The 14122-nt window shown below is 72.0% G+C and carries 13 protein-coding genes; 11 read left to right on the top strand and 2 right to left on the bottom strand.

Annotated features, from left to right (window positions below; translation table 11 throughout):
* Window positions 1-147 precede the first annotated feature (147 nt).
* Window positions 148-2331, top strand: coding sequence for a molybdopterin oxidoreductase family protein (locus ACZ7L6_RS18265; RefSeq protein ID WP_471924985.1), 2184 nt, complete (start codon window positions 148-150; stop codon window positions 2329-2331).
* Window positions 2332-2482: 151 nt separating this feature from the next.
* Here the strand turns inward: ACZ7L6_RS18265 and ACZ7L6_RS18260 are convergent, their stop codons facing one another.
* Window positions 2483-2911, bottom strand: a complete 429-nt coding sequence (locus tag ACZ7L6_RS18260) for a gamma-glutamylcyclotransferase family protein (protein ID WP_471924983.1) — start codon at window positions 2909-2911, stop codon at window positions 2483-2485.
* 111 nt (window positions 2912-3022) lie between these two features.
* Between ACZ7L6_RS18260 and ACZ7L6_RS18255 the strand changes: the two genes are divergently transcribed.
* The 6 genes from ACZ7L6_RS18255 to ACZ7L6_RS18230 all read left to right on the top strand — a co-directional run bounded on the left by ACZ7L6_RS18255 (window position 3023) and on the right by ACZ7L6_RS18230 (window position 8270).
* The gene (locus ACZ7L6_RS18255; RefSeq protein WP_471924981.1) at window positions 3023-4669 is read left to right on the top strand and encodes a M4 family metallopeptidase; all 1647 of its coding nucleotides are present in this window, start codon (window positions 3023-3025) and stop codon (window positions 4667-4669) included.
* A gap of 69 nt (window positions 4670-4738) precedes the next feature.
* Entirely contained in the window at window positions 4739-5284 is a 546-nt protein-coding gene (locus ACZ7L6_RS18250) for a GNAT family N-acetyltransferase (protein WP_471924979.1), read from the top strand.
* Window positions 5281-5439 (top strand): hypothetical protein, encoded by a 159-nt coding sequence (locus ACZ7L6_RS18245; RefSeq protein ID WP_471924977.1) that lies wholly within the window; start codon window positions 5281-5283, stop codon window positions 5437-5439. Before ACZ7L6_RS18250 ends, ACZ7L6_RS18245 begins: the two co-directional genes overlap by 4 nt.
* 160 nt (window positions 5440-5599) lie before the next feature.
* Window positions 5600-6679 carry an ABC transporter substrate-binding protein gene (locus ACZ7L6_RS18240; protein ID WP_471924975.1) on the top strand — a complete coding sequence of 360 codons (1080 nt, stop codon included), beginning with the start codon at window positions 5600-5602 and terminating at the stop codon, window positions 6677-6679.
* A gap of 306 nt (window positions 6680-6985) precedes the next feature.
* On the top strand, window positions 6986-7510 hold the full coding sequence (locus ACZ7L6_RS18235) for a hypothetical protein (RefSeq protein WP_471924973.1): 525 nt from the start codon (window positions 6986-6988) through the stop codon (window positions 7508-7510).
* A 115-nt stretch (window positions 7511-7625) separates the two neighbouring features.
* Window positions 7626-8270, top strand: coding sequence for a class F sortase (locus tag ACZ7L6_RS18230; RefSeq protein ID WP_471924971.1), 645 nt, complete (start codon window positions 7626-7628; stop codon window positions 8268-8270).
* On the opposite strand, the gene ACZ7L6_RS18225 is transcribed toward ACZ7L6_RS18230, so the two are convergent.
* Window positions 8208-8648: a winged helix-turn-helix transcriptional regulator gene (locus tag ACZ7L6_RS18225; protein WP_471924969.1), complete on the bottom strand. Its 441-nt coding sequence runs from the start codon at window positions 8646-8648 to the stop codon at window positions 8208-8210. The two genes, ACZ7L6_RS18230 and ACZ7L6_RS18225, sit on opposite strands and share 63 nt — an antisense overlap.
* 98 nt (window positions 8649-8746) lie before the next feature.
* On the opposite strand from ACZ7L6_RS18225, the gene ACZ7L6_RS18220 reads away from it, so the two are divergent.
* The 4 genes from ACZ7L6_RS18220 (at window position 8747) to nirD (ending at window position 14116) form a co-directional block, all read left to right on the top strand.
* Window positions 8747-9679, top strand: a complete 933-nt coding sequence (locus ACZ7L6_RS18220; protein ID WP_471924967.1) for an NAD(P)-dependent oxidoreductase — start codon at window positions 8747-8749, stop codon at window positions 9677-9679.
* A 278-nt stretch (window positions 9680-9957) separates the two neighbouring features.
* Complete coding sequence (locus ACZ7L6_RS18215; protein ID WP_471924965.1) at window positions 9958-11181, top strand: NAD(P)/FAD-dependent oxidoreductase; 1224 nt, start codon at window positions 9958-9960, stop codon at window positions 11179-11181.
* Entirely contained in the window at window positions 11181-13769 is a 2589-nt protein-coding gene (gene nirB, locus ACZ7L6_RS18210) for a nitrite reductase large subunit NirB (RefSeq protein ID WP_471924963.1), read from the top strand. The genes ACZ7L6_RS18215 and nirB overlap by 1 nt, the downstream gene beginning before the upstream one ends.
* Window positions 13766-14116 (top strand): nitrite reductase small subunit NirD, encoded by a 351-nt coding sequence (nirD, locus tag ACZ7L6_RS18205; protein WP_471924961.1) that lies wholly within the window; start codon window positions 13766-13768, stop codon window positions 14114-14116. Before nirB ends, nirD begins: the two co-directional genes overlap by 4 nt.
* The last annotated feature ends 6 nt before the right edge of the window (window positions 14117-14122 follow it).

Genomic DNA, 14122 nt, shown 5'->3' with positions numbered 1-14122 from the left:
CGACCAACCACAACAACACCGCAGACGAACGACGACCCGGCGCGACACCCACCTCACGCCGCCCGACCCCCGGAGGGGAGGTCACCGTCCCGGCCGCGTAACAGGGAGCCGTCCCGGACGTAACACGCCCGACTCACGCTGGACGGTATGCCGAACTCCGCGACGCCCACGCACTGCCCGTACTGCGCCCTGCAGTGCGGAATGAACCTCACGCCCCTGCAGGACGGGGGTGTCGCGGTGGTCGAGCGCCCGGACTTCCCGGTGAACCGGGGAGCCCTGTGCGGCAAGGGCCGTACGGCACCGGCGGTCCTGGCGACGAGCGTCCGCCTGACCTCCCCGTTGGTGCGCTCCGGAGGCGAGCTCGTGCCCGCCACCTGGGACGAGGCACTGGACCGCGTCGCCGAAGGCCTGGCACGCACGCGTACGGAACATGGCCCGGACGCGTGCGGGGTCTTCGGCGGGGGCGGCCTGACCAACGAGAAGGCGTACAGCCTGGGCAAGTTCGCCCGGATCGTGCTCGGCACCTCGCAGATCGACTACAACGGCCGCTTCTGCATGTCGTCGGCGGCCGCGGGCGGGATGAAGGCGTTCGGCCTGGACCGGGGGCTCCCCTTCCCCCTGGAGGACATCCCGAAGACGGGCTGCGTGATCCTCGTCGGCTCGAACCTGGCGGAGACGATGCCGCCGTCGCTGCGTTTCTTCACCGAGCTGAAGGAGAACGGCGGCACGCTCATAGTCGTCGACCCGCGCCGCACCAAGACCGCCGAGCAGGCGGATCTGCACCTGATGCCCCGCCCCGGCACCGACCTCGCGCTGGCCCTCGGTCTGCTGCACCTGGTCGTCGCCGAGGGGCGGGTGGACGAGGAATACGTCCAGGAGCGCACGGTCGGCTGGGAGGACGCCCGGGCCGCCGCGATGGCGCACTGGCCGGAGTACGTGGAACGGATCACGGGGGTGTCCGTTCCCCAACTACGCGAAGCCGTACGGCTGTTCTGTGAGCCCGAGCACGCGATGGTGCTGACCGCGCGCGGGCCCGAGCAGCAGTCCAAGGGCACGGACACGGTCGGCGCGTGGATCAACCTGTGCCTGGCGACGGGGCGGGCGGGCCGGCCGCTGTCCGGGTACGGCTGTCTGACCGGGCAGGGCAACGGACAGGGCGGGCGCGAACACGGCCAGAAGGCCGACCAGTTGCCCGGCTACCGCAAGCTGGACGACCCCGCGGCGCGGCGGCACGTGGCCGAGGTCTGGGGCGTGGACCCGGACAGTCTTCCCGGACCCGGGCGCAGTGCGTACGAACTGCTGGACGCGCTCGGCACGGACATCAAGTCGCTGCTGCTGATGGGCTCCAACCCGGTCGTGTCGGCGCCGCGCGCCGCGCACATCGAGGAGCGCATCAAGTCCCTCGACTTCCTGGCGGTGTGTGACGTGGTGCTGTCGGAGACGGCGGCGCTCGCGGACGTCGTCCTCCCGGTCACCCAGTGGGCGGAGGAGACGGGCACGACGACCAACCTGGAGGGCCGCGTCCTGCTGCGTCGCCGGGCGATCACCCCGCCCGAGGGCGTCCGCAGCGACCTGGAGGTCATGCACGAGCTCGCGGCGCGGCTCGGCGGCGAGCGGGGCCTGGAGAAGGGTTTCCCGACCGACCCCGAGGAGGTCTTCGAGGAACTGCGCCGGGCGAGCGCGGGCGGGCCCGCCGACTACTCCGGGATCACGTACCGGAGGCTGGCGGAGGAGAACGGGGTGTTCTGGCCGTGCCCGGCGCCGACGGACGGCGGCTCGGGCGCATCCGGTGACTCCGAGGACGCCTCACTGGACATGACCGCCGGGGACGACGACCCGGCGCAGGACGCGGACGCCGCCGGCGCCGCGCACCCCGGCACGCCCCGCCTCTTCCTCGACCGCTTCGCCACGCCGGACGGACGGGCCCGGTTCGCCCCCGTCTCGCACCGCGCGGCCGCCGAGGAGCCCGACGACGAGTACCCGGTCCTGCTCACCACCGGCCGGGTCGTCGCCCAGTACCAGTCCGGCGCCCAGACCCGCCGCGTCGACGAACTGAACGCCGCCGCGCCGGGCCCGTTCGTGGAGCTGCACCCCCGGCTGGCGGCGCGGCTCGGGGCGGCCGAGGGCGATCCGGTGGCCGTGGTCTCGCGCCGGGGCCGGGCGGTGGCGCCCGCCCGCATCACGACCGGCATCCGCCCCGACACTGTCTTCATGCCCTTCCACTGGCCGGGCGAGGGCCGCGCGAACACCCTGACCAACCCGGCCTTGGACCCGACGTCACGGATGCCGGAGTTCAAGACGTGCGCGGTACGGCTCGAGACGGTGAAGTAGTAGCCCGGGGGCTCGGGGGCCGACGGCTCGGCAACGCCCCAAGGGGCGCGGGGCTGTATCTGTATGCGGCTCCGCCGCGTGGGCGCGACCAGCCACAACGGCGCCGCAGACGACCGACGACACATCACGGCACCACCTGGTCGCGGCCCTCTCAGCGGAGCGCGTCTCGCCAGTCCCCGCTCTCGATCAGCTTGCCGCGGGCCCGCAACCGGGCGGCGACGGCGGGCGCGGCGACGTACACCCAGGCCCGTACGGTCGCGCCGTCGGCATCCCGGACGACCTCGCGCTCGACACGTTCGTAGAGATTGCGCGGGTCGCCCGGGGCGTACTCCTCCAACAGGTCGAGGGCGACGAGCAGTTCCGGGTACGCCTCGGGCCGAGCGGTGACGAGTTCGCCGCTGACCACCCCGCCCCGCTCCTCCACGGCGTACGGATACCCCGGCCCGTCGTACAGCACGGCTCCCGTGAGCCGCCCCGGTTCCTCCGACTGCGTGCGGCCGCGCAGGAAGTGGTCGTGGTTGGGCTCGCCGGGGCGCAGGGTGCCGTAGACGAAGAACGGGAGTCGAGGAGAGAGGCTCACGGAAACGATTCTCTCCCCTCACACACCTCCACGTATTCGCCCTGGCCATGGCATGTGCACGCCCCCTTGAATCTGGGACATCTCTAGTTACCGCCCAGTTCAAGGAGAGCGATGAGTCGGATACGGCTGCATGTCCGAGGTTCCCGTCTCGCCACCGCCGGGGTGGCCGCCGCCACCACGGCCCTGCTGGCCGGCGCGCTCTCCCCCGCCGCCGGCGCGGACGACAGGCCGACCAGGGCGAGCGCGCTCGAGAACGCGGCGTCGGTCCTGCTGGAGCGTGCCGCGGCCCTGGGGCTGACCGCCGCGCAGGACACCTCCGTACGGGACGTCGTCATCGACGCCGACGGCTCGCAGCACGTCCGCTACGACCGGACGTACCGCCAACTCCCTGTCCTCGGCGGCGACTTCGTCGTCCACCTGGCCAAGGACGGCACGTACCGCGGCGCCTCCCGCGCCACCAAGGGCGCGCTCTCCCTGTCGAGCATCACCCCGCAGGTCTCCGCCCCGAAGGCCGCCGACCTCGCGGCGAACGCGTTGCGTGCTGTGAACCTCGGCGAGACGCTGAAGCGGCTGACGGCCAGGCCCGAGCTGGTCGTCGACGCCCTGCACGGCACCCCGAAGCTGGCGTGGCGGACCAATGCCGTCGCCCAGGACTCCCTCGGCAACCCGGTCGCCCGCACGGTGCTGACCGACGCCCGCACCGGGAAGCAGATCGACGCGTGGGACAGCATCGAGACGGCGTCGGGCGACGGGAAGTCGCTGTACGGCGGCACGGTGCCGTTGGAGACGACGGCGTCCGGGTCGGCGTACCAGTTGAAGGACCCGACGCGCGGCGGCACGTACACCGGTGACGCCGCGAACAAGACGGACCTGTGCGTCCTGACCGTGTGCCTCAACCGCGCCCCGGCGACGGTGTTCACGGACGCCGACAACCACTGGGGCACGGGCACGACGGCCGACCGCTCGACGGTCGCGGTGGACGCCCAGTACGGCACGGACGTGACGTGGGACTACTACGAGGACGTCCACGGCCGCAAGGGCATCGCGGGCGACGGCAAGGGCTCCTTCAACCGCGTGCACTACGGGAACAAGTACAACAACGCCTTCTGGGACGACAGTTGCTTCTGCATGACGTACGGCGACGGTGACGGCACCCAGCTCGGGCCGCTGGTGTCGCTGGACGTGGCCGGCCACGAGATGACGCACGGCGTGACGTCGAAGACCGCGGCGCTGACGTACTCGGGCGAGTCCGGCGGGCTGAACGAGGCGACGTCGGACATCTTCGGCACGCTGGTGGAGTTCCACGCGGCCAACGCCTCGGACCCGGGCGACTACCTGATCGGTGAGAAGATCGTCCGGTCGGGCTTCGGGCAGGAGGCCCTGCGCTTCATGGACAAGCCGTCGAAGGACGGCAACTCGGCCGACTGCTGGAGCGCGACGACCGGGACGCTCGACGTCCACTACTCGTCCGGCGTGGCCAACCACTTCGCCTACCTCCTCGCCGAGGGCAGCGGCGCGAAGACCGTGAACGGGGTCAGCTACAACTCCCCCACGTGCAACGGCTCTTCGGTCACCGGGATCGGCCGGGACAAGCTCGGCAAGATCTGGTACCGCGCGCTGACGGTCTACATGACGTCCTCGACGAACTACGCGGGCGCCCGTACGGCCACGCTGAACGCGGCGAAGGACCTGTACGGAGCCGGCAGCGCGGAGTACAACGCGGTGGCGGCGGCCTGGAGCGCGGTCAACGTCGGCTGAGGACCGGAGGCGGGGGACCGGTCATGCCGGTCCCCCGCCTCCGTGTTGCAGTTCTGGTTGGCTGATGCGGTGACCACTCTCCTGTCTTCGCCGGCCGCCACGGGGTCCTGGCCGTGCGCCATCCAGACCGCCCGGCTGACGCTGCGTCCCGCCGAACCCGCCGACGTGTCCGCCTTCACCCGGCTGTGGACCGACGCCGATGTCCGTCGTTTCCTGGGCGGGCCCGTCGCCGAGGATCAACTCGCCGTGTACCGGCAGCACTTCGCCGACCGCCGCCATCTGTTCACCGTGGTCACGCGGCAGGACCCAGTCACGCTCGGCTCCGTGTTCATCGAGCCGAAGTCCCGCCACGACGGCCGACGGGAGGTGTCCTACTCCTTCCTGCCGGAGTACTGGGGCCAGGGGTACGCCCGTGAGGCGGTGACGGCCGCGGTCGGCTGGGCCTTCGAGCACGTCCCCTCGGACGACCCCTCCGTCATCGCGGTCACCCAGGAGGCCAACAGCCGCTCACGCCGGCTGCTCGAGGCCATCGGTATGCGCGCGATCGGCGACTTCGTGGAATGGGATGCTTCGCAGGTGATGTACGCCGTGCAGGGTGAGGACCTTCGGGGTTGAAGAAGCTGACGCTGTGGACCGGGCTCGCCCTGTGCATCGCCTTCATCGCGTGGGTGGCCTGGGGGTTCCTCCGGTTCGACCACGAGATCGACCATCCCCGTGAAGGCGGCTTCTCCGGCTGGCAGTGCGACGCCGGCCGGGACTGCGGCTCCTGACCATGTGTCAGCACTGCAAAAAGCGGTGGCGGCGGCATCAATGATCCGGATACGCTCCGCTGCCGCCCGACCGGCTGCCACGCGACCGCCCGCCGGTGCCGGCGGGAGTGGGACAGCGGGCTGTGGGTGAAGTGCTGGCGGAGTGTGAAGGCGGCGGGCGATGACGGACGAATCAGCCATCAAGATCGGTGCTCTCGCTCCGCTGACCCGGCCCGGCTGGGTCCAGGCGGGCCGGCACCTGCTCGCCGGCCTCGAGCTGGCCGTCGGCGAAGTCAACGACGGCGGCGGGATCGGCGGAAGGCCGCTCGAGCTGGTCGTCCGGGACACTGCCGCCGATCCACACAAGGCAGCGGCGGCCGTGGACGAACTGGCCCGTCTGGGCGTGGCCGCCCTGGCCGGGGAGTATCACAGCGTCGTCGCCCGCGCCGCTGCCACCAGGGCCGACGCGCTCGGCGTGCCGTTCCTCTGCTCGTCGGCGGTTCTCGACGCGCTCACCGAGGAGCCGACGGACTGGGTCGCGCGTCTTTCCCCGCCGCAGTCGCACGGCTGGCGGATCTACGCGGACCTGCTCCTCGGTGCGGGCCACAGCCGCATCGCCGTGGCGACCGAACCGAGCGTGTACTGGGCGTCAGGGGTCCGCATCCTTCGGGAGCACCTCGCTCCACGCGGCGGCATCGTGATCGAACTCGATGCGCGCTCACTCACGCCCGCGGCCGTGTGCGACGCACTCGTCGACAACGGCGCGACGGCCCTCCTTCTGCTGGTCGGCCTCCCGGAGCCGGCCGTGTCGATCGTCAGGTCCGTCCGCCGCCACGAGCGCCTCGCCGAGATCATGATCGGTGCTCCGGCCGGGCAACCGGAGTTCGCGGAATGGTCGACGTCGCTGGGCGACGACGGTGCCGCGGTTCCGTTCCTGCGCTACCTGCCCGAGCGTCTCAGCCCACTCGGTGTACGGGTCGAGGCGGCCCTTGGTGAGCGGCTGGCCGAAGCGCCCTCGTTCGTCGCGTTCGAGGGCTACGACACGGTCGCGGTCCTCGCCGACATGCTGCGTTCCCACGGCCCGGACCGGGCGCGCACTGCCGACGCCTGGCCGCGCGTCGCCGTCGAAGGCACCCGAGGACAGATCCGGTTCTCCCGCACGCCCGGCATCAGCGTGTGGCAATGGGCGGGGACGCCCGTCCAGGTCGTGGATCGGGATCCGGCACGACCCGACAGCTTCCGAGTCCTCCACGCCACCTGAGAGAGCGCGTAGGCCGCGGCCCACGGCTGAAGCTCGCTCTGGCGGTCACCCGTTCACACCCCCGCTCCTCCGCCCATCGGGTTCTCTTCCACGACCCACCCCGGGCACGGCAATGACCTGCTGAAACACCATCACACCAACGACCGCGCCCCGCCCTCCCGACACCCATTCACCCCATTTTCGACGCTCTCTCGGGAAGCGCCCCAGCCCCTCTGCCACTTACCTCGGAAGGGCAGGGGCACGACCGAGGCGGCGACACATGGGGGTGTCGCGGGCCGTGGCCCCGTGGAGTGCGGAGGAGCATCGATGCGACGTACCGCCCGTCTGCTGACCGGGACCGCGCTGGCCGTCGGTGCCGCCGGTCTCGTCGTCACGCCCGCGTACGGCGGCGACGGTGGTGGTGACCTGGAGGTGTCCCCGTCCTCGGTCGTGCCGGGTGGGGACGTGACGGTGAGGACAGCCGCCTGCCGGGACGGCGGTACGGCGGCGGGCGACGCCAGCGCCGTCGGTGCCGGCGAGTTCCCGCTCGCGCCGGACAGCGGCGAGCGGGCCGCGGTCGGGCGGTTCCGGGTGCCGCCGAGCGCGCAGCCGGGGACGTACGAGATCGTCGCGACCTGTGCCGAGGGCGGCCGGCGGGTGAGCGGGGACCTCGTGGTCACGCTGACCGCCCCGCGCGAACAGGTGCATCCGAGAGGAAGTGTGAAGACGGGGGTCGGCGGCGCTCTTGGCACCGATCCCGTGCAGACCGCGGCCGGCGTGGCGGCTCTCGCCGTCGCCGCCGCGGGCGGTACCTGGCTCCTGCATCGCCGGGCGAGAGGCGACGGGATCTGACGGACACCCTCCGCTGTCCGTCCACCGGTACCGCACGTCCCCTCCCCCTCCGGGTCCGACGCCCCTCGCGGCCCGGAGGGGGATCGGGCGGCCGAGGAGAGTCCAGGAGGCTCCCGTGCGCAGTCCCCGCGGCGTCGGCAACGGCGTCATAGCCGCCGTCACCGTCCTCGCCCTGTGCTCCGGCGCCTGGCTGCTGAGCAACGGCGCCGAGACCCACGCCCCGCCGCAGCCGTCGGCCGCGCAGGAGTCGAGCGGTGTTCCGCACGCCGCCCCCCGCTCCCGGCGCTCCCCCGCCGCCGCGCTCCCGCCCTCCCCGCCCGACCGCATCCGCATCCCCTCGATCCGCGTCGACGCGCCCCTCATGGGCCTGGGCCTGACGAGGACGGGCAGCCTCGACGTCCCGCCCGCCGAGCGGAAGAACCTCGCCGGCTGGTACGAGGCCGGCACGACGCCCGGTGAGACGGGCACCGCGATCGTCGCCGGGCATGTCGACAACGCCGACGGGCCCGCCGTCTTCTACCGCCTCGGCGCCCTGAAGAAGGGCAGCACGATCGAGGTGGACCGGCGGGACGGCGGCAGGGCGCTCTTCTCGGTCGACGCCGTCGAGGTGTACGACGCGAAGGCCTTCCCCGACGAGAAGGTGTACGGCCCGGCGCCGCGCCCCGAGCTGCGGGTGATCACCTGCGGCGGCGGCTACTCACGGACGACCGGGTATCAGGGCAACGTCGTCGTCTTCGCGCACCTCACGGGCAGCCGCTGAACCCGGCTCCCCGGACCCGTGCGACTCCCCGGACCCGTGCGACTCCTCGGCGCCGCCCAGGATGTTCACCCGGCCCCATGCCCCGAGGGCAGCCAGGGCCTCGTTGAGGGAGGTGCCGCGCGGTGTCAGCGAGTACTCCACCCGCGGCGGCACCTCGTCGTACGCCTCCCGGTGGACGATCCCGTCGGCCTCCAGCTCGCGCAGCTGCGCCGCGAGCACCTTCTCCGTCACGCCGGGGAGCTCGCGCCGCAGCTCGCCGAAGCGGCACGGCCGCTCGTTCAGCGCCCAGAGGATGAGCACCTTCCACTTGCCGCCGATCACGTCCATCGCCGCGTCGATCCCGCAGACGTAGGCCCCCGGCCGCCGCCCGATCGCCATGCCGTCCCCTCCCGTGCCTGGACACTTCCCCCGTGGTAACCACCCACTCGTAAGTACGTACTTGAGCGGGCAGTTCGGCTACGACGAGCCTAAACGCCATGACTGACAACCCCGTTGCCCCTCGAACTCCCCTCACCCTCCTCGGCACCGGCGCCATGGGCACCGCCCTGGCCCGCGCCTGGCTCGCCGCCGGGCACCCGGTCACCGTCTGGAACCGCACCCCGGTTCGGGCCGAGCCCCTGGCCGCCGAGGGCGCGGCCCTCGCCGCGAGCGCCGCCGAGGCGGTGGCCGCGAGCCGGCTGGTCGTCGTCTGTCTGCTCGACGACGCCTCCGTCGGCGAGGCCCTCGAAGGCGCCGACCTGACCGGCCGCGACCTGGTGAACCTCACCACCGGCACGCCCGCCCAGGGCCGCGCCCGCGCCGCCTGGGCCGAAGCGCGGGGCGCCCGTTTCCTGGACGGCGGGATCATGGCCGTACCGCCGATGATCGGGGTCGCGGAGTCGGGGGCGTACGTCTTCTACAGCGGCTCGCCCGGCCTCTTCGAGGAGCACGGCGACACCCTCGCCGTCCCGGCCGGCACCCGGTATGTGGGCGCGGACCCGGGCTTCGCGGCGCTGCACGACGTGGCGTTGCTGAGCGCGATGAGCGGCATGTTCGCGGGCGTCCTGCACGCCTTCGCGCTGATCCGCCGGGAGGACATCGCCCCGAAGGACTTCGCGCCGCTGCTGGTGTCGTGGCTCGGCGCGATGGCACCGGCCGCGCACAAGGCCGCCGAGCAGTTGCAGAGCGGCGACCACGGCAAGGACGTCGTCTCCAACCTCGCGATGCAGGTCGCGGGCAACGCCACGCTGCTGGACACGGCCAAGGAGCAGGGGGTGAGCGCGGAGCTGCTGACGCCGTACATGGCCCTTTTGGAGCGGTGGCTCGCCGAGGGGCACGGGGACGAGGACACCACGGGCGCGGTCGAGCTGCTCGATCTGCGGCGGGAGCAGGCCCTGCTGCCGCGCCGCCCAGGTGCCCGGCGGCACTGACATCGTGATCGGGGCGGGCTGTGCGGCTCATACCGAGTTGCGCAGGTCACAGCAACACTGTGATCACCGCCCGTCACCCCCGGTCGTAGACGATGGTGGCTGCACGAAACCCGAGGTCGGGCCGCTCCGCCCCGGCCCTGCCGCACCGACCTCACAGCCCGCCCCCGCTGCCCCCTCCGAACCCTCACACCGACCCCCGCCCCCTGCTGAGGGCAGCGTTCCTCGCGGGAAACAGATGTGATGCGGTCGGGTAACACCCACCCCGCACGCTCCTAGGCATGACCTCGAATACGCGTGTGGTGGTGATCGGCGCCGGCCTCGCGGGCGTCCGACTCGCCCGGCGGCTCGGCGAGCTCGGCACGCCCGTGACGCTCGTCGGCGACGAGGAGCACCGCCCGTACAACCGGGTGCTGCTCGCCGAGGTGCTGGCCGGCCGCTACAGCCCCGATGTGATCGCCCTCCCGGCGCCCGCGGAGCTGACGCGTGGCCGGGTCACCGGCATCGACCGCGAGATGCGAGCCGTACATCTCGCGGACGGCACGGAGATCGCATACGACACCCTCGTCCTGGCCACCGGCTCCAACCCGGTGCTCCCACCGCTGCGCGGCCTGTTCACGCCCGACCATGTGCTGCCGGAGGGCGTCCACGCCTTCCGGACGATGGACGACTGCCTGGGCCTGTCCAAGGCGGTACGGCCGGGAGTGCGGGCTGTCGTGATCGGCGGCGGGCTCCTCGGGGTCTCCGCGGCCCGCGCGCTCGCACTGCGCGGCGCGCAGGTCGTGCTCGCCCAGCAGTCCGAGCGGCTGATGGAGCGCCAGCTCGACCCGGCCGCCTCGAAACTGGTCAAGCGTCACCTCACGGATCTCGGCGTCGAGATCCACACCGAGTGCCGGGTACGCGACGTGCGCTGCGTCGGCGGGGCGGTCCGCTCGGTGGAGATGGCCGACGGATACGCCCTCGACGCCGACCTCGTCGTCCTGGCCTGCGGGGTCCACCCGCGTGCGGGCCTCGCGCAGGCGGCCGGTCTCGACGTGCGCAAGGGGATCGTCGTCGACGACGAGCTCCGTACGTCCGACCCGCGCATCCGGGCCATCGGCGACTGCGCCCAGCACGACGGCACGGTGTACGGGCTGGCCGCTCCGGCGCTCGAACAGGCCGATGCGCTGGCCGAACTGCTGGCCGGGAACACGGGCGCCCGCTACACCGGCACCCGTTCCCTGACCCGGCTCACCCTCACCGGGCCGGACTCGCCCCTCGGTTCCTTCGACCTCGCCGCGTTCGGCGAGACGGAGGCCCGGCCCGGCGACGACGTCGTGCAGCTCGCCGACGCCACCCGCGGCACCTACCGCAAGGTCGTCGTCCGCGACGACCGCCTGGTCGGCGGGGTTCTCGTCGGCGAACTCGGCACGGTCGGCGCGCTCGCCCGCGCCTGGGAGGGAGCAGAGCCGCTCCCCGACGACGGCCCTCTGCTCCACCTGCTCACCAACGATGGAGGCTCCTGATGTCCACGGACACCCCCACGATCGTGCTCGTCGGCCATGGCATGGTCGGCCAGCGCTTCCTCGAAGCGCTCGCCGCGCGCGGCCTGACCGCCACGCACCGCGTGGTCGTGCTCTGTGAGGAGCCGCGTCCGGCGTACGACCGCGTGGCGCTCACCTCGTACTTCTCGGGCAAGACGCCCGAGGACCTGTCGATGACCGACATGGAGTTCATCAAGGACCACGGCATCGAGCTGTACGTCGGCGACCCGGCGGTCTCCGTCGACCGCGAGGCGAAGAAGGTCACCGCCAGGTCCGGCGAGGTCTTCGAGTACGACACCCTCGTCCTCGCCACCGGCTCCTACCCGTTCGTGCCGCCGGTCCCGAACAAGGACGCCACCGGCTGTTTCGTCTACCGCACGATCGAGGACCTGCTCGCGATCGAGGAGTACGCGAAGACGAAGGCCACGACGGGTGCCGTCGTCGGCGGTGGTCTGCTCGGCCTCGAAGCCGCGGGTGCCCTGAAGGGCCTGGGCGTCGAGTCGCACATCGTGGAGTTCGCGCCGCGCCTGATGCCGGTGCAGGTCGACGAGGGCGGCGGCGCCGCGCTGCTGCGCACGATCGAGGACATGGGCCTGACGGTCCACACCGGGGTGGGCACGCAGGAGATCGTGACGGACGCCGACGGTGTCGTCACCGGTATGAAGCTGTCCGACGGTTCCGAGCTGGCCACCGACATGGTGATCTTCTCCGCCGGTGTCCGCCCCCGCGACCAGCTGGCCCGCGACTGCGGCCTGACGGTCGGCGAGCGCGGCGGCATCACGGTCGACGAGCAGTGCCGTACGGTCTCCGACCCGCACGTGTTCGCGATCGGCGAGTGCGCGCTGGCCTCCGACGGCCGGGTGTACGGCCTGGTCGCCCCCGGTTACGAGCAGGCCGAAACGGCCGCCGCGACGATCGCTGAGGACGAGGCGGAGTTCACCGGCGCCGACCTGTCCACCAAGCTGAAGCTGCTCGGCGTGGACGTGGCGTCCTTCGGTGACGCGCACGGCACCACCGAGGACTGCCTGGACGTCGTCTACTCCGACTCCCGCGCGGGCCTGTACAAGAAGCTGGTCATCGGCCGCGACGGCACGCTGCTCGGCGGCATCCTGGTCGGCGATGCGGAGGCGTACGGCACGCTGAAGGCGTTCACCGGCTCCGTCCCGCCGGTCTCGCCCGAGTCGCTGGTGCTGCCGGCCGGCGCCGGGGAGTCCGCGCAGCTCGGCCCGACCGCGCTGCCCGACGACGCGATCATCTGCTCCTGCAACAACGTCACCAAGGGCACGATCCGCGGCGCGGTCACCGACCACCAGTGCACCACCGTGCCCGAGGTGAAGAAGTGCACCAAGGCCGGTACGACCTGCGGCAGCTGCGTCAAGGTCCTCGGCCAGCTGGTCAACGCCGAGCTGGAGGCGTCCGGCGTCGAGGTCGACAAGGGCCTGTGCGGCTGCTTCTCGCAGACCCGCGAGGAGCTGTACGAGATCGTCCTCGCCCTGCGCATCAACACCTACCAGGACCTGCTCGACCGCTACGGCCGGGAGAACGCCCGCGGCACCGACGGCTGCGAGATCTGCAAGCCGGCGGTCGGCTCGATCATCGCCTCCCTCGCCCCGACGATCGGCGCGAGCGGCTACGTCCTGGACGGTGAGCAGGCGGCCCTTCAGGACTCCAACGACCACTTCCTCGCCAACATCCAGAAGAACGGCTCGTACTCGATCGTGCCGCGCATCCCCGGCGGCGAGATCACCCCCGAGAAGCTCATCGTGATCGGCGAGGTCGCCCGCGACTTCGGCCTCTACACGAAGATCACGGGCGGCCAGCGCATCGACCTCTTCGGTGCGCGCGTCGAACAACTCCCCCTGATCTGGGCCCGGTTGGTGGACGCCGGCTTCGAGTCCGGGCACGCCTACGGCAAGGCGCTGCGCACGGTGAAGTCCTGCGTGGGCTCGACCTGGTGCCGCTACGGCGTCCAGGACTCCGTCCGCATGGCGATCGACCTGGAGCTGCGCTACCGGGGTCTGCGCTCCCCGCACAAGCTGAAGTCGGCCGTCTCCGGCTGCCAGCGCGAGTGCGCGGAGGCCCAGTCGAAGGACTTCGGCGTCATCGCCACCGCCAACGGCTGGAACCTGTACGTCGCCGGCAACGGCGGCGCGACCCCGCGCCACGCGGACCTGCTGGCGCAGGACCTGTCCGACGCCGAGCTGATCCGCCTGATCGACCGCTTCCTGATGTTCTACATCCGGACGGCGGACCGCCTGGAGCGCACGTCGACCTGGCTGGAGCGGATCCCCGGCGGCCTGGACCACGTGCGCGAGGTGGTCGTCGAGGACTCCCTCGGCATCTGCGAGGAGCTGGAGTCCCTGATGGCGGCCCATGTCGCGAACTACCGCGACGAGTGGTCGGAGACCATCAACGACCCCGAGAAGCTGGCCCGCTTCGTCTCCTTCATCAACGCCCCCGACACCCCCGACCCGGTCGTCGGCTTCGTCCCCGAGCGCGACCAGATCAAGCCCGACCTGCCGCTGCTGACCATCGGCCACCGTCCCCTGGAAGGAAGCGCCCAGCGATGACCCTGGCACCCGAGACAACCGACCTGAAGGTCCAAGTACGCCTGGACGAGGACTGGTTGACGGTCTGCGACCTGACCCGGCTGCTCCCCGGCCGCGGTGTGGCGGCCCTGCTGCCGAACGGCAACCAGGTGGCCCTGTTCCGCGACCGCGCCGGACAGCTGTACGCCATCGACAACCGTGACCCGTTCGGCGGGGCGGCGGTCCTCTCCCGCGGCCTGACCGGCACGCACCAGGGCCGCCCGTTCGTGGCCTCGCCCCTGCTGAAGCAGCGGTTCGACCTGGAGACCGGGCAGTGCCTGGACGACGAGACGGTGCGGATCGCGACGTACGACATCCGTACGACCTGACCTCTC

The sequence above is a fragment of the Streptomyces sp. NPDC107522 genome (assembly GCF_055657525.1).
The sequence above is the reverse complement of the archived record's forward strand: the minus strand, read 5'-3'. Positions and strand labels throughout refer to the sequence as shown.

What these genes read in the sequence shown, in the direction of transcription:
- ACZ7L6_RS18235 (WP_471924973.1), top strand. Translation starts at nt 6,986, where the DNA reads ATGCGACGTACCGCCCGTCTGCTGACCGGGACCGCGCTGGCCGTCGGT.
- nirB (WP_471924963.1), top strand. Translation starts at nt 11,181, where the DNA reads ATGTCCACGGACACCCCCACGATCGTGCTCGTCGGCCATGGCATGGTC.
- ACZ7L6_RS18215 (WP_471924965.1), top strand. Translation starts at nt 9,958, where the DNA reads ATGACCTCGAATACGCGTGTGGTGGTGATCGGCGCCGGCCTCGCGGGC.
- ACZ7L6_RS18240 (WP_471924975.1), top strand. Translation starts at nt 5,600, where the DNA reads ATGACGGACGAATCAGCCATCAAGATCGGTGCTCTCGCTCCGCTGACC.
- ACZ7L6_RS18255 (WP_471924981.1), top strand. Translation starts at nt 3,023, where the DNA reads ATGAGTCGGATACGGCTGCATGTCCGAGGTTCCCGTCTCGCCACCGCC.
- ACZ7L6_RS18220 (WP_471924967.1), top strand. Translation starts at nt 8,747, where the DNA reads ATGACTGACAACCCCGTTGCCCCTCGAACTCCCCTCACCCTCCTCGGC.
- ACZ7L6_RS18225 (WP_471924969.1), bottom strand. Translation starts at nt 8,648, where the DNA reads ATGGCGATCGGGCGGCGGCCGGGGGCCTACGTCTGCGGGATCGACGCG.
- nirD (WP_471924961.1), top strand. Translation starts at nt 13,766, where the DNA reads ATGACCCTGGCACCCGAGACAACCGACCTGAAGGTCCAAGTACGCCTG.
- ACZ7L6_RS18265 (WP_471924985.1), top strand. Translation starts at nt 148, where the DNA reads ATGCCGAACTCCGCGACGCCCACGCACTGCCCGTACTGCGCCCTGCAG.